Consider the following 22,449-nt stretch of genomic DNA (forward strand, 5'->3'; position numbering starts at 1 on the left):
CATATTGAAAGATGCTATGGATAACTTTGCAGCGACAAAAAATCGATATGCAAGAAAATAAGTTCCTAAACACTCCCTGCTTGATAATTTCATTCGCTGCGAGCTGTCCGAGCCCGTTGGCGGATCCGATAATGAAATATTCTTGGCATTTCACCACGATAAAGGTTTTGAACTTATCCCTGCAATATATGCCCTATCCATTTTTTTAAAAATGGCTATTGCTTTTATATCATTATGTAAAAGATTGGAGGCAAATCCTGTTCTCTTACTCTTCTAACCCATGGGCATTAAACACCTCATTTGTATTGCATTCAGGAAGTTTTGTTGAGTTTCATAATTGCAATAAAAGTCAGTGCAGATGCTACCAGACTAAACGCCGCAGCGAAAGGGAAAAAGAAAATTAACTCGCAAACAGCCCAGAGCGACAGAATGGTAGTCGTTAAAATAAGCAGACTTTTCACGATATCCTTATTTTCCGGGGAAACGTTCGATGCAATCCACAAGATACCTGCGATCAGGAGCATGGCTAGTGCAGAAAGCAATCCATAGCCATCATAATAATCTCCGATGCTGTGGACGGCTCCCATAAATGGAAATTCGTTTTGCGTCATTTCTCTTATTACACGCTGCATCAACGGGTCTTCAGATTGTTTCCATGTTAAAGCGCCGAACAGGTGCCCAGCGTCGTGAAGCAGCATCACCAGGGATGCGGTTCGTAAAATTGCCTTCAAGGTCATAATTTTTCTCTGTTATAAATGTTGCAACCCGATTTTATTTCCCTCGCTATCAATGAGCATTCCAATGTAGCCTGCTTCCTTCCCCATAAAGGTTTTCGGCATCACAATTTCACCTCCCGCATCTTCAACATGCTTTAAAATGTTAGCCATATCCTTACCGCCATCCAGATATACCGTGACCCCATCATATGAGGGCTTGTAATACTCGCCTTCCACGAGAGCCCCGCAATTGAACTTATCCTCGGAAGGGAATAAAGCATATTTTACGCCCTCAATGTCCATGTCGTGAAATTCAAGGCTGCCAAAAATAGTGGAGTAGAAAGTTTTAGCTCTGTTAATGTTTGTTGCGGGTATTTCAACCCAATTGATTAAATGTTCCATGTTCTTTCAGTTTATTAATCTAAGGTAGCTGGCGCTATTCTAGAATAATTGTAAGAATCGGAAGTTTCAATCTTTATAGAAAATTTGCCCGAACTCGTTATCGCTCTTTATGAATTTTACTGGCGAAAGGCCGGTGAAGCGCTTAAAGTCTTTTGTGAAATGAGCCTGATCATAGTAATACCTGTAGACATCCCTTTTGAAAAAATCTACATCGGGATTTTTCGCCCCAGCTTCATAGAAGTGCATAAATCGGGTTACCGAGCATAGGTTTTTAGGACTCAGACCAACCTTTTCAATAAATTTCTCATGGATCCAGCGACTGGTATAGCCGGTCTTTTTTTCTAATTCATTTACTGTAACCAAACCATTAGAATGTTCAATCTGGCGAAGACAATAATCAAGAACAAGATCGGGTTCAGATTTTGAAAGCAAGCTAAGCAGGTAAGTTTGAATGATCTGGATTTTTTCGCTGATGGCTTCGGCATTCGTTATGCGCTCGTTTATTTCATGAGCTGTTTTCCCCAATACATCGGTCAGTTGAAAAATCTTATTTGTAAGTTCTACCTGCCGAACCTGGAACAGTCGATATGCCCCTATGGGAGAGAACTCGATGCCGATATTTCCGTGGGGCGCATCATGCTCGATATCGACAATGGCTGGGCTGTCGGCTATACCAATTAAGGTAATCGATGCTTCTTTAGAATGATGGTACCAGTCCTTGTATTTTCCCAGCAGTCCATTCCGGAATGGGATAACAAGCTTTGCCATCCCATTCGGTACGATAAGTTTCATAGCTTCCTCAGGCAAGCGGCCGGTATTTTCAAAAACCCATATCTTAGCGATAAAAGCCCTTAATTCGATTCGCGGTTGCACGAGTTCAAGTTTCATTGCTGTCCTTTAACATATTAAGCATCTGATTGGAAGATCGCAATAATTCAATAAAAATCAAATGCCTGCCGTAAGCCGTGAGACTGAGACACGTTTAGCAATGAGGCGAAATAAATGGTGTGTTTTATTTCTTCTCCCGCTTAGGCACGTAATTATAATACGTATTAATGCGTCCGATAAACTCCACTAATTTGGCCTGCATTTTTTCGATATCCTTCAGTCTGGCCATCACCTCTACCCGCGGATTGTGAATCTGATAATATCCATTCTGAACGTCTGTATCAATAGCATAGGGAATAGCCATGAACTCTTCCGGCGTATACCACTTTTGCTCCCGCGATTGATATATTCAGTTTCCTTTCTGATACGCGTCAGCAGCCAGCTTTCTTCTGCGGAGATAATCCAGGTCTCTGCCTTTAAGTTTTTGAACAATACCCATGATACAAACATAGGTAAATACTAATATTATTAGCAAACTAATTGTTGAAATTATCCTAAGTCTTCCGGCTATTATATTAGATTGCATCGTCGAGCGTCCTAGTAATGAAAAGGATGCCAAGATTATAGAAGGTGCCTTTGCAGATTCATAATGTAAGTTAAATGCGAATTCTTTTTATAGCTAACAATGTAAATGATGAAGACGTTTATAAGAACGTCTTATCAAATATTGCAGAAAGAGATTCCGTCTACTTTGTGGACTCATACGATGATGCGGTTGACTTTATAAACAATAGGATCGTTAAGAGTCAAGAACAGTTGGATCTTATCATTGTCAAACAGAGACGGTATTTTTCCCGAACTGAGTAGTTTGAAGATTTATCAATAAAGATCCTACGCAAACGTATTCAATGCGGAATTTTAACCTATACAAGATTCCTGTTGTGCTACTACTTGATGAAAATGAGAGCAAAAGTTTTTATCAGAAACACCGTTATACAACTGTTCTCTCAGACGAGGGAGCGGAAAAGCTTGCTCTTCACACTGCTGAACTCGCCAGCAGTATTCGGAACTGGCGTCGGCAAGTTATTGATGAACTGGATAACCTGGGAATTGAGTTTAACTCAGGCTATATAGACTATTCGCTTTATTTCAATACACGGCGTGACACTATTCTCTCCACCGAAATATTGTCTCAGAATTTTCAGTTGTTTCCCAGAAAGCTGAGATACCACTGGCTTGGAAATAACACGCGCCAAATAGAAAGGGCAATTGACAAATTTATTGGAATGTTAAACCGCTCAGATTATCGTAAAAAGAAAGCTGAAGAATTGCTTTATCATCGTTTTTTCGAAGATAACCCGGCATTTCTGGAACGGGACCGTTATTCCCGTACTTGGCATGAAGCAAAATTAAAGCTTGAAGACAGAAAGCATTACGATCCTGATTTTATGATGAAACCTAATTTCAATTATCAAACTGATCTTAGCTTAGTGGAAGTAAAATTACCAAATGAAGGTTTTGTCCAGATTTCGAATTTTCACAAGACATTTTTAGCCAAGGTGTTTAAACATTTAAGTCAGGTTAATGATTACAAGGAATACCTGGAAGAATCATCAAATAATCCTTGCATCAACTCCAAGTTCGGATTTGTTCCTCGCAAGGTGGATTATAACATATTAATAGGACGGCAGCCTGATAAGGATGAAAACGAGCACTTCATTCAAAAGAACATTCGCAAGTTTAATCAGCATCACATCCACTTAATGACATATGATGAACTACTCGAATATCAAGTGAAATTTTTAAATCGGCAAAACCTGCTTAAAGTTAGTTAGCATCGACTTTTTAGATGCAATGTGCATTGAATAGGAATTGGAGTAGTCCTACCTGATCCCAAACAACAGAATTTTAGAGTCCCATTGGTGACCATTATGTGCTTTTTGTGACTTAGATAACATCTCCAGGCTTCAAGGATTATTTCTTGCCGTACTTCCTGAACGCAGCAATGAATTGATAAATAAAGAACCCTACAACGATTTTTCCTCCCCAATCAAAAAATGAAGACCATCCATTCAGTTCATTTTTATTTGTTAAAAAATCATTCTTGTGGGTCAAATCAACAAAACTGAAATAGTAACCAATCAGGTTCCAATCAATAGGATTACCGTTCAATAGTCTGCCGATGCTGAATAGGTACATTAAATACAAAGGAATTGAAAACCAACAAAAACCCCTGATTGCTTTTTTTATTGATAGCCCATGATCATTTGAAAAGCTATTAATCGACAATATTGCCCTATCCCAACCGGGTAGCCCTTGAATATTCTTTAAAGCTTCATGTGATATTGCATGCAGTTTGTGCGCTTCATATATATTACCAGTTTCTTCAAGCGCTATCTTCAATTGCAAAAACATCTCGTACTGTCTTTTTTCATAGTTCTTTGGCTTTTCTTCAGCATAATGAACATTTGGAATGTTCATGAATCTTGAAAAAGCATTATAATTATCAGGAAAATCGCATGATGTAAAGACCGCTTTCGAAAACCTGGTCCTAAAAAATGAAATGGCATTATAGCTTGCAAAAATAACCCGATCAAACTTTACAAAGTCAAGGTTGCTACTGTGAATACCTATTTTTTTAGAGGTACCACCATCAACAGGCTCGATATCATAAAATGCTACCTCCCCTTTTGGCTCAAAATCACTGATATACCATTCGTCAATCGTGGTGTTTTCCACTAAGATTTTCCCGTTAGCCGAGCCTCGAAGCGAAAGCGATCTTAACGTCATATCGCTTATATGCGTTAACCTATCTTCTAATTCAGAATCATAAGAAATGCTAAGTATGACGCTCAGCTCCCAGGGGTGTTTTTCGGGTTTAAAGTTTGAACTACAAATGATCTCTGTCGCCTTATCTATGGAATACCGTTGATTGCTTTCAAGGATATCCTTGATATCTGTAATGTAGTATTGAATAAATAAGCTTTTCCAATCTCCTTCATTAAAGTTCTCTTTTGTGAATTTTATATTTACTTTCTGTCCTCTGTTAATGTAAATACCACTAGTGGTTACACAATTATTGAAGGTGATATCTAATAGATTTTCTCCATCTATTCGCGCATTCACCACACAACTAAAAAATGAAAAGGTAAGATTTTTCGATATGATCTTTTCAATTACGAGGTTGTCGATAATGCAATTGAAGAATGCCACGTGGACAGTACCAAACACTATATCCTCGACATTGTCTATAGTAAGGTGATTGAATCTGCACCGTGAGTAATTCAGGGTAGTTGTGCCCTCCTTGAACCTTACCAGACGGAAGTCATCGTTTTTGATCGGTAGTATAGCCTGCCCAGGCTCTATGCTACTAATGGTTTGATAAGGCGTTGCTTTTAAAATAGACGGCATGAGTATTTATTTAACCCCATATTTTCGGGATCCCTTTAAATCTTGATAGATCCCATTAAAAAAATGGTCGGCTTCAAGCATGTTTTTTAGCCCAAGCTTAACACTGATCTCTTTGACTATATTCACATAGTGTTCATAATCACGCCCTTTGAACCTTTGTGAATGGTTTTTCAAATCCACACTGCCCTCTTCTATCAGGACCGTGATGGGGTTCCTGTTTATGTTCGCATAGTTTTTATAATCATAAGTCATCATGATTTCTCCAATGAAATTTGGGCCCACACCATTAATTTTCTTTTCAATCGCTCTTGCGTTTGAATACACGAGAGCTGCCGGTTGTCCAATATCATTTTTAATCGATCTTATCAATTGTTGAAACTTAGACTGCTGTTTAAAGATTTTGGTTTTATGCCGGAACATGCCGTTAGAATACCAGAAGCCGCGCGTTCCCTTCTTTCCAACAAGATCATTGACAAGATCACTAAACTTCTTAGATGAATGTTTGCTTTCTATAATTTCATCAAGCACTTTCCTGGCAACGCCATAATGCTTCATTTTCTCCGCAAATTCCTTGCGAAGTTTTTTATGATCCAACTTGTCAAATTTTGATCGCAACTTTTCCAAGTTATAGAATGGGTTGCTATCGACATCCGGATATGGTTCAATTTTTTCGTTTAGAGGTTTCTGGCGCTTATAATAGGTTTTGTAAATGGAGATGATTCGATCGTTAAGCAATTCAGCATTACTTGGAGCAATAAAATTATCAAACTCCGTTTGTGCTTCCTGCCAAATTTTTTCGGAAACATTACAGGTGTAATATAAAGAGCATTCGTTGTTTTTTGACAGCCCTCCAGCTGTAAGGTTTGTCGAACCTATAATGATATGTCCAATCTTTTTATGCCTGATTAAATACATTTTGGGGTGAAACGTAGTTTTTGAAGACAAACTATTTAGATATCCAAATACATTACTCGACGATGATTTCTCTAGCAAAACCTCCAGAGCTGCAGGATCAGTTATGCCAAAATTAGGGCCTGTAATAATCCTGAATCTGGTTTTTGTCTGAAAATACGGAAGAAGGACTTTTAATCCCTCGACTTTTAGAAAAGCAACCGCGATTGAAACATCGTCTGCATCTTTCAACAGTTCATTTAGTAGTGACAGGTGTGAAGGCTGCCGATCATTTGTAATAATTTTTAGCATATTATGGATATGATGATGTAGCTCGATCCGGTAAACTAATATTTAAATATAAAAAAGTAAAGCTGACAGAGCTTTTTTGATTTGGCTGTTCTGTGCGAACGGTCTTTCCGCTCGTAGACCTCGGCACACTGATTGCGAAGGGATTTAACCCTTAAACAGTTCCTGGGAGCATTTTTTAAGCCAATTACTTACGAAACAGGTAGCTTGCCACATAAAGGCGAATGAATGGAAGCACTATTTCCTTTTCAACTTATATACGGCATGGGAATACCTAACTTATAAACTCCCTTATAGGCAGTAAGCAATTGCTTTTCTATCATAGGTTTTGCAAAGGAATAATGAGAGTCTAAAGCCGCGTCTTCTTTGGTGGGATAAACAATTAAGCAGTCAATATTTTCATTACCATTTCGTTTCAACTCATCATAAACCTTAGTTAGTCGGGCATAACCAGCGACCTGCCGAATATCCTGATGGATATGACTTGAACGATATCGCATTTTGTATTTGGCATCTACCACCATCTGACTTTCCTTTTTAGTTATTAGGAAATCTAACGCATTGCCATAAGTCGAGAACTGGCATTTAATCTCGTTGTAATTGAATGCAGTCAACAAGTGGTGATAAACATACAGCTCAAATAATTTGGGCATGTCTATCCAAAAAGGCGGTGTTTTTATCTGTTTACTGCTTGCAGTATTACTGATGTTATAGGAAAATCGCTTTAAGATATATTGACCAATTTTTATGGCATCTTTGTATTCTTTAAAAAAGGGGTTTTGTTTGATGTTTTTTAGGGTGCTAGCTTCAGCTTCTTCACCTACTAATTCAAATGCTGGTTTGCAATAGCTAATAAGTTGCCCTAAGCTTTTTTGATTACCGGCAAAAAAAGCAGCGTTTTGGTGGACGTAATTGCTACAATAGTAAAGTACTTTTTTCAAGAAACGATTTTCCAGATGGTCTATTCCGAATTGCTGGTATTCGCAAATGGTTTTGGTAATCCGATTTTTTAGAATATTTTGTTTAATGTTGGCACCCACTAAAATTTTCCCTTTCATCCGGTTATTTAAATTTTCCTGAACATTATAATACGATTTCTTTAAACCTTTTCTAACGATGTGCTTTAAGATATTTAGATATTGAACCACTAAGAATGGAGTTAAAACGTCATCTTCCTGATTAATTTCTATTTGCGGTGATTCCCAATCAATCAAAACCAGATTATTGGTTTCCCTTACAATAACAGGATGCTGAAACGCATCCATCAAAAGCTTAAGGTAATTTAGCTGCTTGAAATCATTATCTTCATCGAATTCCTCGAGATTTGATTCATTTTCCTCGCCCGGTAAAACATTCTCTTCTTTTCCTAATTCATTCTCAAACCTCTCGAGGATCTTGGTGTTTAACTTTGGATTGACCTGAATAGATCGCTTTCCCTTAATCAACCAATCAACGCCCACATAATAATCAGCTTTTAAAAACAAGGAATTATTCTCTATTCTACTGTGGAAACAATTATTTCCGCCTCTTTTTGTCGGGAATATTGTGGCTTTTATTAAAGAATAGCGCTCGGCATCAGCTACTTCAAACTGAATAATCTGTTCAGAATGTTCTGTTAAAATAATTCCCATTGTGGTTTACTAAACCGAATGTGCTTTTTCGATCTCATCAATTTTGGCAATGGCCTTTTCATTAAGAACGCCATCCTTAACATATTCTCTAAGAATTGGGATAATCTCGTATTTAACTCTGATACCGAAATCTTTTGGTACAAGCTCTCCAGTCCCCTTAACTTTCTTCTGAATAAAATAAGAATGCCCTAACCATACATCTTTGGCTTCAAATTCCGGCGACAAATAGTCAGCCCTTATTAAAGGTAAAGACTTATCGCCCAGGTATTCATCGTGGTTTTTGATAAACAATTCTGCAACTTGCTTAAATAAATCAGGAAAAAAGATCATCTCGTCCGTATCCTCTAGCTTTTCTGGAAGTATATCTACAAAAGCAAATCGCCGACGTACCGCATAATCGATATGGCCCACGCTTCTGTCAGCGGTATTCATGGTACCAATAATATATAAGTTGGATGGGAGCACTAGGGAATTTTCATTTTCTACTTCATACATACTCTCTACTTTATCACCCCGATATTCCAAGGCGTAAATCAACTCCCCAAGCACAGAGGATAGATTCGCTCTATTTATTTCGTCGATTATAAGCACATAGTTTTTAAGTGGCTGTTTATCTTGTGTTTGATTGAAATTATGCTTCTCAAAAAACAATCTTAAAAGGGCCAAATAATAAGTAAACCTATAATGTGCATGAACAGATAGTTCCTTTGGAATTCTGTTGTCATCAATCTGGAGTGTTCCGTTTAATACCGCAGCCAAAAGGATTTTGAAATCTTTGAAATTTATTCTGGACGGAACACTCCAATCTTTTGCATATCTGAAACAATTCGGCTCAACGTCAAAAACCGTAATATTATTTGACAATGTAATTGGTTGATTTTCTACATGTATTCTAATTTCTTCCTTAAAATCCTCAAAATTTGAATCAACCCATAGACTTTTCTGAACTTTTGAATTATCGGTTTTACTAAGTTCTAAATTATTGAAGGCTTCATCGGCAAACTTTCCTAAGATTTTATTTACATTTTTATATTCAATTCGTTCACCTTTAGTTTCAGCTACGATACCTCTTACAAAATCTTCATAAGTATACGACGGATGAAATTGAATTAATCTAAATTGAGGTGAATCCTCTATTTTTGTGCGATCTTCTTGTTGTTTAATATAAATGTATTTTGCGATGGCAGCACTGTATGAATCATTGCCCTTAGTAATTGCTCCTTCCTTATCCCAAACCTGATCATTGTAAGCTGTAATTATCTCGTTATATAAGGGGACATAACTATTTTTAGATGAGGCTATAATGCTAATTCCTGAACTTCCGACTTTTTCAACTTCATATTCGATACGATCTTTGGCGCTTGGAAATTTAAGACCAGGTACCATATAATTCTTTATAATTTCCTTTGTTAGAGTGAACGGAGGCATTTCATCGAGTAAAATGTCTTGCGCAATCATTTTAGCTAACCTAGTTTTACCCGTTCCAGGAGGTCCTTGCAAAATGATTTGTTTTTTGTATTTCAGTAAATTCAAAGTCTCTTTTAAAATCATACTTTTTGATGCTGGTATCGCTTTAATTTCATGTTCGTTCTCTAGATACTCCTTTACCTGCCAAGGTAAGGTGATTAAATCAATTGGGTTTGCACTTCCCGAACTAGTTTTAAAAAGATTACATATTTCAACACTGTCTTTAAACCAGTTATATTGATAACGAGGAAGTTTGTTATCATCTTCTTTTATTAAGCTATGATACAAGTTTCTTAGATCTTCTTCTTTTACAATCGTACACAACAGATTTGGTTGCAGGCCTGCAATCATTCTATAAGTTGCAGCTCTCCTATCTTGATTTGTATATTTTCTAATCTCTTTTTTTAATAATTCATATTCAACAAATAATGGAACATCCTGGCTTTTTGCGATTCTTTCAATATGTGGTGCTATAGTATCCCAATTTTTTTTTATTTCATCCCTTTCTGATTTCGTGAAATAGCCCTGTTTGAGTGAAGAAACACATTGACCGTTCGACTTTTCAAAATATTCAAAAAAAGCCTCCTTATCCCACTTATCCCATGCTTGACCTGTACTTGCTTCCTTTATAAACATTGGAACAAACTTCTTGTAAGAGTTCAACCATCCATCCCAGACCTGAATGTTATTTATAATTTTTTTAAGCGATTCCATTCCCCACCTCCTTAATCATCGCCAGTTTCCCTTCCAATACTTCTATCAGGTTCACCAAATTATCTATTTCTCCAACTATATATTTGTTATGCGATAAGAGCAATTCAGGGAATGCTAATAAATCTATTTGATTTTCACCTTCGTAAGCTTCTCGGAAAAAATCCTGCATAATCAAAGAATTATTGTGAGTAAACTCATTTCTATTTAATTTATCCAATTCTAGTTTTACGTCTTTTATCCAAACGTAATATTGATTTTGTAACAATTCAGGGTAATCAATAAAAAGTTGGTCAACAACTGCCTGGAAATATACACGCTTAAGGTCTTTCGGATTTTTTAAATATGTGTTTAAAACTAAACCTACCCTGTTCCAATACGCATAGATACTATGGATAGTAGATTCAATCATAAAGGTATATCTGTGATTATAGATATTTGGTCGTCCTCTTTTGTGACTTATTTTTTCTCTAAGTAAAAAGCAATTCGCTAAACCGAAATGCAATTGGCTACTCAAGCCTTGTATTTCATAAAGAAAGTGATACCGGTGTTCATCAAATAGTTTAGGAAAAAAACTGGAATTTGCTAACCGAGGCCAATAATCTTTTTCATCATAAAAATTTTGAGTTGATATTAAGTTTCTGATACCATATTGCTCAGAGACCGATGAGATTGCATCGTCACGACTGTCGTAGAATTCTTCCATAATCCTCAATCTACATTTGTCAACAAACCCAAATACAACAACAAGCCCAACGCTGGAGAATGCGTCCGAGGAACATAGGGGTTGAAATTCGCTGTTTGAAAATCATTCAGTTCCAAATAAGCTTGATGTACGCCTTTTAGGTCCATTTTCCATTGCTCTCCCGAAGACTTGCGAACAAAGTTCATTGTTGAGTCATCGATGCTTATCACATCATAAAACTCACCTGTTAAGCTTTTGAAGCTGGTTGCCGATTCAGCTAAATTGTAGAAGTCTTGATAAGAAATTACAGGTTGTGTTTTTTTATATTTCATCATTACAGACATTATACGATACAGGATCTTCCGCAACCATCCCCAATTCCCTCACAACTTCTTCATCCGCCCCAGCAACCTTAACTTGCCCATTCATTAACATGGGCAATAACCAATCTCTTAAGGAGGCTAATTGTTGGTTTTGTTTTAAATTAGATTGTTTCTTATTTTCTAATGATTGAACATAACTATAGTAATTTTCTGCAATATCTTTAGCTGGTTTCACAATACGATATGTATCCATAAAAGAGTCGTAAAGGAAATTTTTGATACCACTTGTTTTACCTTCAAAACTGAAAAAAACATTAGCATTGTAAAGCCTTTTCCATTCTTGTAGAAAATTGAACACGTATTTTTCGTCTTTCAAAGAAATGGCTTTGCAAAAATTTGAACAAATAACATTTGATTCAAATCTCTCAAATGTAGCTTCTGTCAATAGGGCAATTCTGCCGGTAGATTGTACTGGACTACCACCAGAAATCTCAATTATAAAATCGTTTGGTCGTAAAGTTTTTGACAAATTACTTTTAAGGATATATCTTTCAGGTGCTTTTACTTCTCCTTTACCATTCAAGCCGTTAATATCAGCACCGCGAACACAATAAACACGCTCAGTGTAATTTCCTTCAATTTCTTCTCTCCCCCAATCTCCGGTTTTTGTTTTTGCTACCCAATCATTAAATACTGAAACCTCCCAACCCTTCGGTATATCCCTCTTCAAAACCTCGTTATAAATCATTTCGCCACCAGATGATTTATAAGGTTTGTTATCTACATCGGGGAAATCAAACTGAACAAACCAATAATCATAAAGCGTTTTGGCCATGGCCTCTAACTCGGCATTTATTTTACTGTTTAGCTCTATTTTATCGTCTAATGCGGAGAGAACGGATGCGATTTTTTGTTGGGAAAGTAAATCTCGTTTTTTTACTTTGATGTTCTCAAAGGCTGTATCAAATAGCAAATTTTTTATTCCTGATGTTTTACTTTCAAAATTGAAGAATATGTTTGAATTGTAAATGTTCTTTAGTAAGTAATAATAATATTTTGAGTTTTGGTCGACTTTAATCCTTAAACCCCTGCAAAAATTTGAACAAATTAAACGCTTGTCGTCGTTAGATATAAAAGCAACACGACCAGTTGACTGACTAGGACTTCCTCCCGATATTTCAATAACTAAATCACCGTTCCTCAATAAACCTTTTAATTTACTTTCATGAATGAATCTCTTTGGCAATTTATGATATACACCTAAGTTAACATCGTTGATATCTGCACCTCTAATGCAATAAACCAGATTATTATTATATAATATTTCTTCCGGCTTACCCCAATCTCCAGATATTTGTTCATCAATGAACGACTTTAAATTCATTTCGCTAGCCATATCTCAACCCTTTCAATTGCTTCTGAATTTCAACATCCAAAGCATTTCCCTCATCAAAAAGAGCGCTCAATCCATTCTCAAAACCCTCCATCTTCTCTTTAAACTCCACCGCGGTAATATCTACATAATCAATCTTCACCTCAAAGTACTGCCCGGCCGAGAAAGAATAGTTTCTCGCTTTAATTTCTTCAACTGAAACTACCACGCTAAAATTATCCTCCGCTACTTTCTGATTCATCGCATCAATAATTCGTTGCTCTTCTAGGGGACTTAGTACGGTTCGTTGGTTTTTGCCTTCTTTAATGGTATCGCCCAGTTTACTGGCATCAACTAACACGATATGCTCGGCATCGGCCCGGTTATCTAAAAATAACACGCTTACATTGGTACCGGTACTGGCAAAAATATTACTGGGCATACTTACCACACCGCGTAGCAGTTTACGCTCGACCATGGCTTCGCGTATTTTACGTTCAATGCCGCTTTGAGCAGTAATAAAACCGGTGGGTACTACAATCGCCCCTTTACCTTTTGCACTTAAGCTGTACATAATATGCTGGATAAATAGCAGATAAATGGACATGCTCTCTTTTTTGGCTTTCGGGATATTGGGTATGCCGGCAAAGAATCGGGTTTTGTTAATGTCCTTATCAAGAGCAACACTAAAATCAGAAAAATCGAGCTTAAAGGGTGGGTTGGAGACGATATAATCAAATTTATCTTCCCGGTAATAAGGTTCTAAAATTGTATTGCTCTTAATAATATGCGGAATGCTATGGCTTAAATTATTCAGCACCAAATTTAAGCGCAACATATTGCTGGATTTTTGCGAGATATCTTCACTGTAAATACTGCAATTATCTTCACCAATGGCATGAGCGATATTCATAAGCAGAGTTCCCGAACCGGCACTGGGGTCATAAACTTTTACACCTTTTGGCTTATCGTTTACCATGATCGAAGCCATAATCCGAGCAACGGCATGGGGCGTATAGTATTCGGCATATTTACCGCCGCTATCGGTATTGTAATCTTTAATCAGGTATTCAAAAATGGTGGCAAAGAAATCGTATTTCTCGCCAAACATTCCTTCAAAACTAAACTCAAATAACTTACTAATGAGAGCCTTGCAAAAAGCATCACGCTGAGAAGAATCGCTGATAAACTGACTCAGCTCATCAAACATTTTATCTTTTGCGCCACTTGCTGATTTTACAGAATAAATCTCTGCATTGTTGATGCTGATTTCTCGTAATGTATCATCAAACAGCTTAGCAAAATCGCTGCTGTTTTGCTTATTGTGTAAATAAGTAATGGTTTGATGCGGATATAATTGTGGCGTATTGGCATTAATAAAAGCTAAAAGAAAGTTGTATTGTTCGTCGTCCAGCGCTTCTAATGCTTCCTGAAAGTTATCTGCCTGTGCTAATTTAAATTGTTCGATGGTTTTGGCTTCGTAGGCAAACTTATCGTTCATAAACTTATACAGAAATACCTGTGTAATAATTTTGAACTCATTGCCATCATTACCTAATCCATAATTGGCACAAACGCTTTTTAAGCTATCAATCAGCTGTTTGGTTTTATTGATAAAAGTTAAATCGGTCATTTATTTTATAAGTAACTGTTATACTCATGCAAGTATTCGCCTGCAATAAGGGTGTTGATGCTTTTTGTGGTATGATAATCTAATTTGATGCTCTGGTTCTTTACAAACTCATTAGCGACTAAATTAAGCAGATACCGGTTAAAAAAAGCTTCGTTATCTAAGATGTTCTTATTATTGATTAATTGTTCGTCTGTTTGGTACTTTACATTCATTAAAGCCTGGTGCAACTGAATTTCTTTGGCGGAAATCCCCTTGTTTTCTACCAAACGTTTGTGCAATCGGGCGTATTTTTCGTCCTGTTCGTATTTCGCTTTGAGCAGGTTATTTTTCCGGTTCAGCTCTGTAACCCTATCATATATCGATTGCAGGAGCAGGATATTATCCCGCATATCCTCCTGATCCACCTCTCCCAGGTTTTTCTTTTTAAAGATACGTTCCAACTCCTCCCTTAATGACACAAATTCAGGGTCTTTTTGGTCGAAGTTAAAAAGAAGGGCTTCTCGGGTACGTTTCAGTTGTCCGCGGAGTTGATCAGCTAGAATCAATTCTTCTTCAGATACTTTGGTAAACAAGAATATCACATCTTCCAAAGCCGCATTTAATAAATTGCTGGTCTCGGCATCGCTGTTGATACTATCAATTAGGTTCAGCTTATCCAGTTGTGCCTGTGCTACATTTAAGAGTTGGTTCAGCTTGAAGAAGTCTAATTTGTCTAACTGCTCATCCAGACCTTTTAAGCGGATAATATTTTTGAGTTCTTTGGCATTGCTCAATACTTTGATCAGCTCCAGTAATTCCTTCTTCTCCTTAATCTGGCTTACCTGCTGACTAAATATTTCGGCATTAATGGCATCGTAATGGAAAAGCTTCTCTTTAATTTCATGAATTTCGGCATCAATTTCTTCTGCCGATTTGAAGAGATTGGTATAGTTGAGCATTTCATCGCCCAGCTCTCCCTGCAGTTCTTTAAAATAATTATCGTTGGTGTCTCTAAAAGCACTGGTGATATCGGCAAAATCAACCACATAGCCGTATTTGTATTTTTTATAGGGCCGGTTTACACGGGTTAAAGTTTGTAATAGATTATGGTCTTTTACCACACGTGCTAAGTATAACTTCTTTAAACGTTTGGCATCAAAACCTGTTAATAACATATTGAAAACGAACAAGATATCAATGTCTCCAGCTTTAAAAGCTTTGACCTGTTCTTTACGATCATCTTTAGAATTGGTATCGTGTAAAATCAGTGCTCCTTTAAGTACTTGATTCTCCTTACCATACTTTTCTGAAGGTTCTGCAGTCATCCCTAAAGATTGAACTTCCTGTACCCCGTACAGTTCGTCGAAATAGTCGAACAGGGTTTTGGCCTGCTCGCTGGTATCGCAAACCACCATGCCGCCAAGGCTATTATCACTTTCGGTTTTTCTAAACTGAATGAGATCCTTTACAATATAATCCAGCATGGGTCGCACAAACTTGGGATGTGCAAAGACTTTGCTCTTCGGAATATCACCCTGTACTAATTTAATTTGATCCAGCACCTCCTTCATCTGCATTTTATAGGTGGTATCGATCCCTTCGCGAATCAAACGCAGGGTATAGCCATCGGCGATGGACATATTGTAATAATACTTGTGAATATAATTGCCAAATAGAACCTTGCTATCAAAGTCTTTGGCTACCTCGCGTAATAAAGGGGTCCCGGTAAGGGCAATCTTTATAGCGCTTTCATCTGAACGTAGCAGATTAACCAATGCCGTTCCTTTCGGATTATAACCCCGGTGTGCTTCGTCCACGAAATAAATCCGCTGGATATTGATATCGTAAGCTAAATCTTTTATCGCAACGGTTTCCTCGGTAAACTTTTGGATGTTAACTACCGAAATTTCGCGATCACCCGAGCTATTGTGGACAACACTTACTTTTTTAATGTCTTCTAGAAATTCTGTCCGTGAATTTACCCGGTTGACCACTAACCCTCTATTAGCAAACTCTGTACTGGCCTGATTCGCCAAATCAATTCGGTCTACGATAAAGTAGAACTTGGCTATGACATTACGCTTTTGGAAATAGTCGGTTAAAAACTTTACGTTATAATAGGCCAAAGCCGTTTTGCCGCTGCCCTGTGTATGCCAGATAATTCCTTTTTTTACACCTTCATTCAATTTACGCTCAATGGCCTTTGTGGCAAACAATTGCGGGTAACGCATGATATGCTTAAGCGTAACAATCTTACCCTTTATTTCTTCATCCACATAAGTGAGTGCATATTTCAGGATGAAGGCGAGCCTATCTTTGCTCAATAATGAAGTTAGGATGGTATTGGTTGGGGTATTATAATGTTTATTGGTAATAAACTCCGGCGAATGCTTAATGGCTGTGATGTTGTTGTCCTTTAAAATAAGATTTTCTTGCTCATCGCTTTCAGACGCCAGCAAATGTGTGAGGTTTAGATTTTCTTCTTCTCTAAAATAGTTGAATTGCAAATCAGAATAGGCCGATGTGGCATAATAAGCACCTTGCAACGGCTCTATTACCCCATCTTCATAAGGCATGTTATTAGAAAACAACATCATCTGGGTGATGTTGGCAAAACGCTTAAACTTTTTGTTTTTATAGCGGTCGTTAATTCGTTTACGCTCTGCTAAAACGCCATCTTTATTATTAGGTTTCTTTACCTCAATAAATACCAGGGGCATTCCGTTTATTAACACGGTAATATCAGGTCTGAATTCTTCTTCTCCGTTTTTACAGGTTAATTCTGTAGTGACATGAAAGCTGTTCACGTTGAAATTTTCGAAATCTATCAGCTTGATTCCTGAAGTTGCGGTAAGTCTTTTATAAAACTCTTTACCTAAATCATCAAAATCGAGTTTTAAAGTAAGCTCGTCTAATAATCGGCCAATCTCTTCTATTTCAATGCCTTTATTAATTCTACTGATGCTCTGCTTAAATAATTCTGGAAAAATATTACTTTCTTCTTGCCGAAGCTGTTCTTTTCTAGGAATATAAGTATAACCCAATCGAACCAAATGTAGTAAAGCCGGGATTTTAACACGGGAGTCTTCATTAAATGCCATTACAAAATCCCCTTATATTTTCGCTAAGATTTTTTTTAACTGTTCGATTATGACAGTTTTGAAGATTTCGGGAAGTTTGATTAGACATTTAAATAGAAGTTAACTATGCTGGTTACAGCCTTAAATGTATATTTTTCTTTTGGACTTTGATAATCTGAACTCGGAAAGTAGTGCATCCCAGTAGCATCAAATAAATATTTAAATGTTCAGCAGTACGCTTAAATGCTTTTCGTTTTGGACGATAGCTTTAAGTTGATCCCGGCCAATAATAATAACCCCTAAATCATAAATATTTTCAATCGGGATATTTGCATTAGTTACAAGTACCCGGTAATCTGCTTCTATATTAACTACAGTATTGACAATCTTTTCCGCTTGGGAACGGTTCAGCTTGCGGTTTTTTAATAATTTCAATTCAAATACATAAAATTGATCTTCGAAAAAAGCGACAAAATCCGCCCGTCCTTGAGAGTTCGCGACTTCGGTCATAATCTGAAAATTATTTTGAGCAAGTACATATGTCCAGTATTTCATGAAAGAAATTTCGGTCATCGCGTCGATGTCTGTAATGGTTGTCTGCATCTGGTAATTTGAAATTAGGGGTACAATTACATCGTTAGAAAATCGCTGAATATTCTTAATCTCAATTACAAGTATCCCGTCTTTAAATCTCATGTAATGATTGTTATCTCTTTCTTCCTCAAGATCTTCCTTATGATCTTCAAAAGTTAAAAATCCCTGGTAAGAAATGAGATTTTCATCCACGCCGACGAAAAGGTATTGCCCACTAATAATTTCACTAAATTTTCCTAAATACTCATTATCTTTAAAATTAACATGGCTGTAGTCGTCCCTAATCTTAAAAAACATCTGATCTTTTTGTAATTGTTCACGTTTCGAGATAGTCGAGATGATTCTCTTGCGCATCTTTGAATAATATCTACTAAACTCACTATGTCCTAAAAAACTGAACACGGAAGCATAATGTCCTGCCCGCAGGATCTGCCGTTGCAATTCGACGTTCATATTCGGTTCATTAACGGGTGGATCAACAAATTTCGTGCTACTTGGAGCATGTTCACGGATGACAGTTAACGACGCGACCCTGATGTCTGCCACTCGAGTTCCTTTCTGACGAACAGCATTTAACCGTTGCCGCTCCGAAGTAGTGTCGCTGGATGCTCCCTTGCTCTCTACTACTAGCAAGTCATTCCCTTTTGTCTGACATTGCCAGTCAGGTCGTTTGTCATGTGAATAGATCCGTTGAATAGTGGAATCTTTAATATGAAAAAGGTTTGCGGCAATAATAACAGATAAGCCAACACCAAAATCTTCGGACAGTGTTTTTAAAATTTCACTTCCTAAAGTTATCTGCACATTAGAAATCCGAACCTTAAAATCTCCTCCTGCTGTATCGACCGCTTCCAATAAATCGGATTTATCTGTGAATTTTTGCCTGCGTGATGGAGCAAACCGACGTGTTTGAATTGTACCTATAGTGTAAATCAACTTAAATAAATTGACCGTAATCGGGCGAGTTAGGGACAACTTATCGGGACATTTCAAAAATGGTAACAGTAACGGATCTATTTCTACATTAACACGAAGGTTGCGAAATGGCGCTAAAAGTGCACTAATCATCTGGACGTAAAATTTTTCATTAAATTATGTTATTTGTAAACCTTGAAATCCATAAGTTTTCAGTCTCAGAAGATTAGCACCGTTTTACAAAGCTCTTAGAACTAAAAACTAGTTCAAGTTCAAAACTGAAACTTAGTTGATATACTACCGTACAAAATCGAATTGGGCGTTGAATTCCTTTTCCGAAATCTGATTTGTTCGAAAATCAAATATTCCCTTCAAGATTACTATTCGATCTTTCAATAAATAAAAGTCTGTCTCATCCTTCGGATACCTAAATATCCTAGGATGATTGTTAATAAATCTCTCATTCTTTGATATTTCCATCCTAAGATCCAATATCGAAAGGTTCATATGAAAGTCTAATACATCTTTTTCTAATTTAATCATCACTCAGGGTGTTTTAGGGCCTAGAAGTAAGTCCTCAACCATATTTATCTTTTTGACACGAACATTATATCCCCAGTTTGATAATTCCTCCGCCGATAATCTGAAATTGAGTAAACTAAAGAAAGGCAGACTATTTACAAAGCTCCTTTCCTTTTTATCGATGATAGCAAAAGTGATAGTGTATTCATGCCTTTTGAAATCATTTCTATTAATGGGAATCAAATTTCGGTCTACACCCAAGCTTCCAATTTTCTTTCTCGCATTTCTTCTAAATGACTCGTCCTTCATTAACAAATTAGAGGAAATCCTTCCTTGGGAAAACAAATGACTTAATGAAGATGAGCCTTTATAAAACTTCACATGAACCAATTCTTTACTCTGAGTGAAAACATCACAAAGCTCAATTTCAGATCTTATCAAATCGGTTCTAATAAGCTTTCTATCAAGCAAATGGTAATCTGCATTGGATTCACTAAGGCGAACATTAAACACCTCTTCAGTCCAACCGGATTCACAATCAATAAAATTCAGTTCAGACTCCAAAAATGTTTCCGCAAATGATTTTATTTCGGCAACATAATCTTTATTGATTCTATACCAGTTTCCACCCATGAAAACGAATAAAAACCCATTATAGGTGGTTTCGTAGTTTATACACCGCCATATGGGCATATTCTCGCGGACTTCTGAGTTCGAGTATTTGAAATAGATTCTGAAATTTTGGAAATGCTCCCAGTCTTCAGTTATTTCACGTTCACTAACCTCATAGAAAGTTTCAATATTAAAATCCTGATAAAGGCTTCCTTTTGGGGTGAAGCTCACACCTTCAAAAACCTCCCATTCAATGAATGCATTAGGTGTTAAAACAATTTTATCTGAATCCTTCGCTTTTAGATCCTTAAGCAACTCTACTTGTAGCGCATCGATAACAAGCGGATCCTTCGCCTGTTTAAGATTGTCTATCCAACCAAATTTAGCCTTGTACTTTAGGCTTGCAGCAGATTCGTTAATCTTTTCAATAATAGAAATTATATCAGCAAATTCTATACTTGGGTTTATTGAAATTCCTTCGCTTCCTGTAACATTTGGGCCTAACACCATTTTGTCCGCGTCAGTTCCGCCTGTAACTCCTTTCAGTAGATCTCTGACGGGATCGACATTGAAATTTTCCTGTTTTCCTTTCGCGCTAGATTGAGTTTTAGTCATCACCCCCAAATTATCTAGATTTGCCCGATCTAAACTCCTTAAACTATCGGAATTGATCATGTTTAGTGCGGTTTTCAGGGCCACATCCCTATCAATCACGTCATCTTTCAGCATTGATTTACCGTACCCAAATGGAATAGCGAAAATTCTCGCTTCAAAACTGATCAATATAAGGGCCCGATTAGAAGTATTGGAAAAGTCTGGAAGTGTTTGATCTATTCCCTCTTGAAGCAACTCTAGCCAATGTGGGACGCTTGTCTTCTCGTCTCCCAAACATATTATTCCGTCAATTTCTAAATCCTCCTTTATTTCGAATATGTACTTTGGTTTATATTTCAGCGCGTCCTCGAAATTTTCAACCGACTCCTTTAGTAAGTAAATACTGAGATTATATATCTTTTTATCATCGTTGTTAATTTCTGTCATTTCGGTTGAAATTTAATCTATAAGTCAAGTGGTGATATTAACTTATCGGCATACAGCACCCGAATACTACTTGAATCAACCGAGTTAGATGTTCGCGAATTAGCCAGCAAAGATTTCTTTGGCAATAAAGGATTACTGATATTCAGATCCCTGAAATATTGGACCGTTAAATTTTTCAAACGTGAGAGCGTTTAGGTTTAATAAACTTAAATGAAAGAAACCGTTAATACAAATAAAAATACCGATTACTCAATTGGTTATGAGTAAGTTAATAATATAATACGGGAGTTGGTATAGGCTTAAATTGGTGTTTATATATATAAAAATGGTGTTGGTGTAAAGATGAAAATGTATTATTTTCTTCTGGCTTATCCTATTTGCCTATAGCAAGCCCTTTGTATTTCACAGATACTTTGTATCCTGACTTCCGCGCCTTGAGCAGACTACAAGTAAGTCTTCATTCAAACCTTTCAGAGTTCGACCTTCAAACGAATTAAGGCACTGTCTTAAAAGACAGCGCCTTTTTAAATGAATTACTGGTTACGCCCTTCCTTCCTAACGGGAAAAGTATAGCCGAACTGCAGCCCCAAGAAACTTCCATTATCGTGGTAATCCGCTGTTTGGGTTCCATTAGCGTAAGCCGCAGAAAAACTCCCGGTATACAAGGTTTCGTTAGAAAAATTAGAAACTATCCCGACGAGTAACTCACTGCTATTGGGCAGCACTCTCGCCAACCGGAATGTCGCGTTATAAGTCTTCATTACTTGTCTTGGCCCACTGCTTGGCGATCTAACCACGAAACGGGATACTGGCAGTCTCCCATAGCCGGCATCATTATACGATCGATTGTATGAAACCGAATATGAGTACTGCCTGTAAAAATTCATCCCGGCTGAAAGAGAAGCCTGCCATTTATTATGTCTTTTAAATGTATAGCCAAGCTTTGCCGGTACAAAAGTGAGAGGTACACTATATTGAGCAAGCCGGCCTTCAAAATCATCCCATTCCTCAGACGTAAGGAAAAATTCTTGCGGCAAATGGTATTTTCCCCCAGCCGGAAGTATTTGCATACCAACGCCTAATGTTCCTGTTATACCTTTAAATTGCAAAGAATATTCAAAAGCGGCAGTAGCTCCGGGGATCGTATTTCTACTTACAGAACCGGTTGTGATTTCACCAACATTTCTTCCGGTACCATACAATCCGGCTCCTACAACGGAGAACCTATGTGAGAGGCGGTTTGGGGTAGCAGACTGCGACAAAACAGGTGCAGAGTATAGCAGTAATAGGATAAAAGGAAAGATTATCGTTCTCATCAATATCTGTA

At 37.2% G+C, this 22,449-nt stretch carries 17 protein-coding genes; 1 reads left to right on the plus strand and 16 read right to left on the minus strand.

The genetic code is table 11. The features are described 5' to 3' along the window. Positions 1-311: 311 nt before the first annotated feature. The 4 genes from B5X60_RS05925 to B5X60_RS05940 form a co-directional block, all read right to left on the minus strand. Positions 312-737 (minus strand): LIC_13387 family protein, encoded by a 426-nt coding sequence (locus B5X60_RS05925; RefSeq protein WP_079701689.1) that lies wholly within the window; start codon positions 735-737, stop codon positions 312-314. A 12-nt stretch (positions 738-749) separates the two neighbouring features. After that, positions 750-1,118, minus strand: a complete 369-nt coding sequence (locus B5X60_RS05930) for a VOC family protein (protein ID WP_079701690.1) — start codon at positions 1,116-1,118, stop codon at positions 750-752. A 66-nt stretch (positions 1,119-1,184) separates the two neighbouring features. Further along, on the minus strand, positions 1,185-2,006 hold the full coding sequence (locus B5X60_RS05935) for a helix-turn-helix domain-containing protein (protein ID WP_079701691.1): 822 nt from the start codon (positions 2,004-2,006) through the stop codon (positions 1,185-1,187). Between the two features lie 124 nt (positions 2,007-2,130). Then, complete coding sequence (locus tag B5X60_RS05940; protein ID WP_079701692.1) at positions 2,131-2,310, minus strand: hypothetical protein; 180 nt, start codon at positions 2,308-2,310, stop codon at positions 2,131-2,133. Between the two features lie 544 nt (positions 2,311-2,854). On the opposite strand from B5X60_RS05940, the gene B5X60_RS05950 reads away from it, so the two are divergent. Next, positions 2,855-3,781, plus strand: coding sequence for a Shedu anti-phage system protein SduA domain-containing protein (locus B5X60_RS05950; RefSeq protein WP_079701694.1), 927 nt, complete (start codon positions 2,855-2,857; stop codon positions 3,779-3,781). 139 nt (positions 3,782-3,920) lie between these two features. Here the strand turns inward: B5X60_RS05950 and B5X60_RS05955 are convergent, their stop codons facing one another. From B5X60_RS05955 to B5X60_RS06015, 12 genes are all read right to left on the minus strand, one after another. Continuing rightward, positions 3,921-5,357 carry a hypothetical protein gene (locus tag B5X60_RS05955; protein WP_079701695.1) on the minus strand — a complete coding sequence of 479 codons (1,437 nt, stop codon included), beginning with the start codon at positions 5,355-5,357 and terminating at the stop codon, positions 3,921-3,923. Positions 5,358-5,363: 6 nt separating this feature from the next. Further along, positions 5,364-6,560 carry a phospholipase D-like domain-containing protein gene (locus B5X60_RS05960; RefSeq protein WP_079701696.1) on the minus strand — a complete coding sequence of 399 codons (1,197 nt, stop codon included), beginning with the start codon at positions 6,558-6,560 and terminating at the stop codon, positions 5,364-5,366. Between the two features lie 245 nt (positions 6,561-6,805). Then, positions 6,806-8,188 (minus strand): 5-methylcytosine restriction system specificity protein McrC, encoded by a 1,383-nt coding sequence (locus B5X60_RS05965; RefSeq protein ID WP_079701697.1) that lies wholly within the window; start codon positions 8,186-8,188, stop codon positions 6,806-6,808. 9 nt (positions 8,189-8,197) lie between these two features. After that, on the minus strand, positions 8,198-10,369 hold the full coding sequence (locus B5X60_RS05970) for an AAA family ATPase (protein WP_221406203.1): 2,172 nt from the start codon (positions 10,367-10,369) through the stop codon (positions 8,198-8,200). Next, positions 10,356-11,072: a hypothetical protein gene (locus B5X60_RS05975; RefSeq protein ID WP_079701698.1), complete on the minus strand. Its 717-nt coding sequence runs from the start codon at positions 11,070-11,072 to the stop codon at positions 10,356-10,358. Before B5X60_RS05975 ends, B5X60_RS05970 begins: the two co-directional genes overlap by 14 nt. Positions 11,073-11,077: 5 nt before the next feature. Then, positions 11,078-11,386: a hypothetical protein gene (locus B5X60_RS05980; RefSeq protein WP_139377374.1), complete on the minus strand. Its 309-nt coding sequence runs from the start codon at positions 11,384-11,386 to the stop codon at positions 11,078-11,080. Next, on the minus strand, positions 11,373-12,770 hold the full coding sequence (locus tag B5X60_RS05985; protein ID WP_079701700.1) for a restriction endonuclease subunit S: 1,398 nt from the start codon (positions 12,768-12,770) through the stop codon (positions 11,373-11,375). Before B5X60_RS05985 ends, B5X60_RS05980 begins: the two co-directional genes overlap by 14 nt. Continuing rightward, positions 12,763-14,379, minus strand: coding sequence for an HsdM family class I SAM-dependent methyltransferase (locus B5X60_RS05990; protein ID WP_079701701.1), 1,617 nt, complete (start codon positions 14,377-14,379; stop codon positions 12,763-12,765). The genes B5X60_RS05985 and B5X60_RS05990 overlap by 8 nt, the downstream gene beginning before the upstream one ends. A gap of 5 nt (positions 14,380-14,384) precedes the next feature. Beyond that, a complete protein-coding gene (locus B5X60_RS18455) occupies positions 14,385-17,459 on the minus strand; it encodes a type I restriction endonuclease subunit R (RefSeq protein ID WP_079701702.1) in 3,075 nt (1,024 codons plus the stop codon). 198 nt (positions 17,460-17,657) lie between these two features. Continuing rightward, a complete protein-coding gene (locus B5X60_RS06000; protein WP_079701703.1) occupies positions 17,658-19,100 on the minus strand; it encodes a PD-(D/E)XK nuclease domain-containing protein in 1,443 nt (480 codons plus the stop codon). A 393-nt stretch (positions 19,101-19,493) separates the two neighbouring features. After that, positions 19,494-21,122 carry a DUF6119 family protein gene (locus B5X60_RS06010; protein WP_079701705.1) on the minus strand — a complete coding sequence of 543 codons (1,629 nt, stop codon included), beginning with the start codon at positions 21,120-21,122 and terminating at the stop codon, positions 19,494-19,496. A gap of 533 nt (positions 21,123-21,655) precedes the next feature. Further along, positions 21,656-22,438 (minus strand): hypothetical protein, encoded by a 783-nt coding sequence (locus tag B5X60_RS06015; protein WP_079701706.1) that lies wholly within the window; start codon positions 22,436-22,438, stop codon positions 21,656-21,658. Positions 22,439-22,449: the final 11 nt, after the last annotated feature.

Source organism: Daejeonella lutea, assembly GCF_900168015.1.
Classification (GTDB): Bacteria; Bacteroidota; Bacteroidia; order Sphingobacteriales; family Sphingobacteriaceae; genus Daejeonella; species Daejeonella lutea.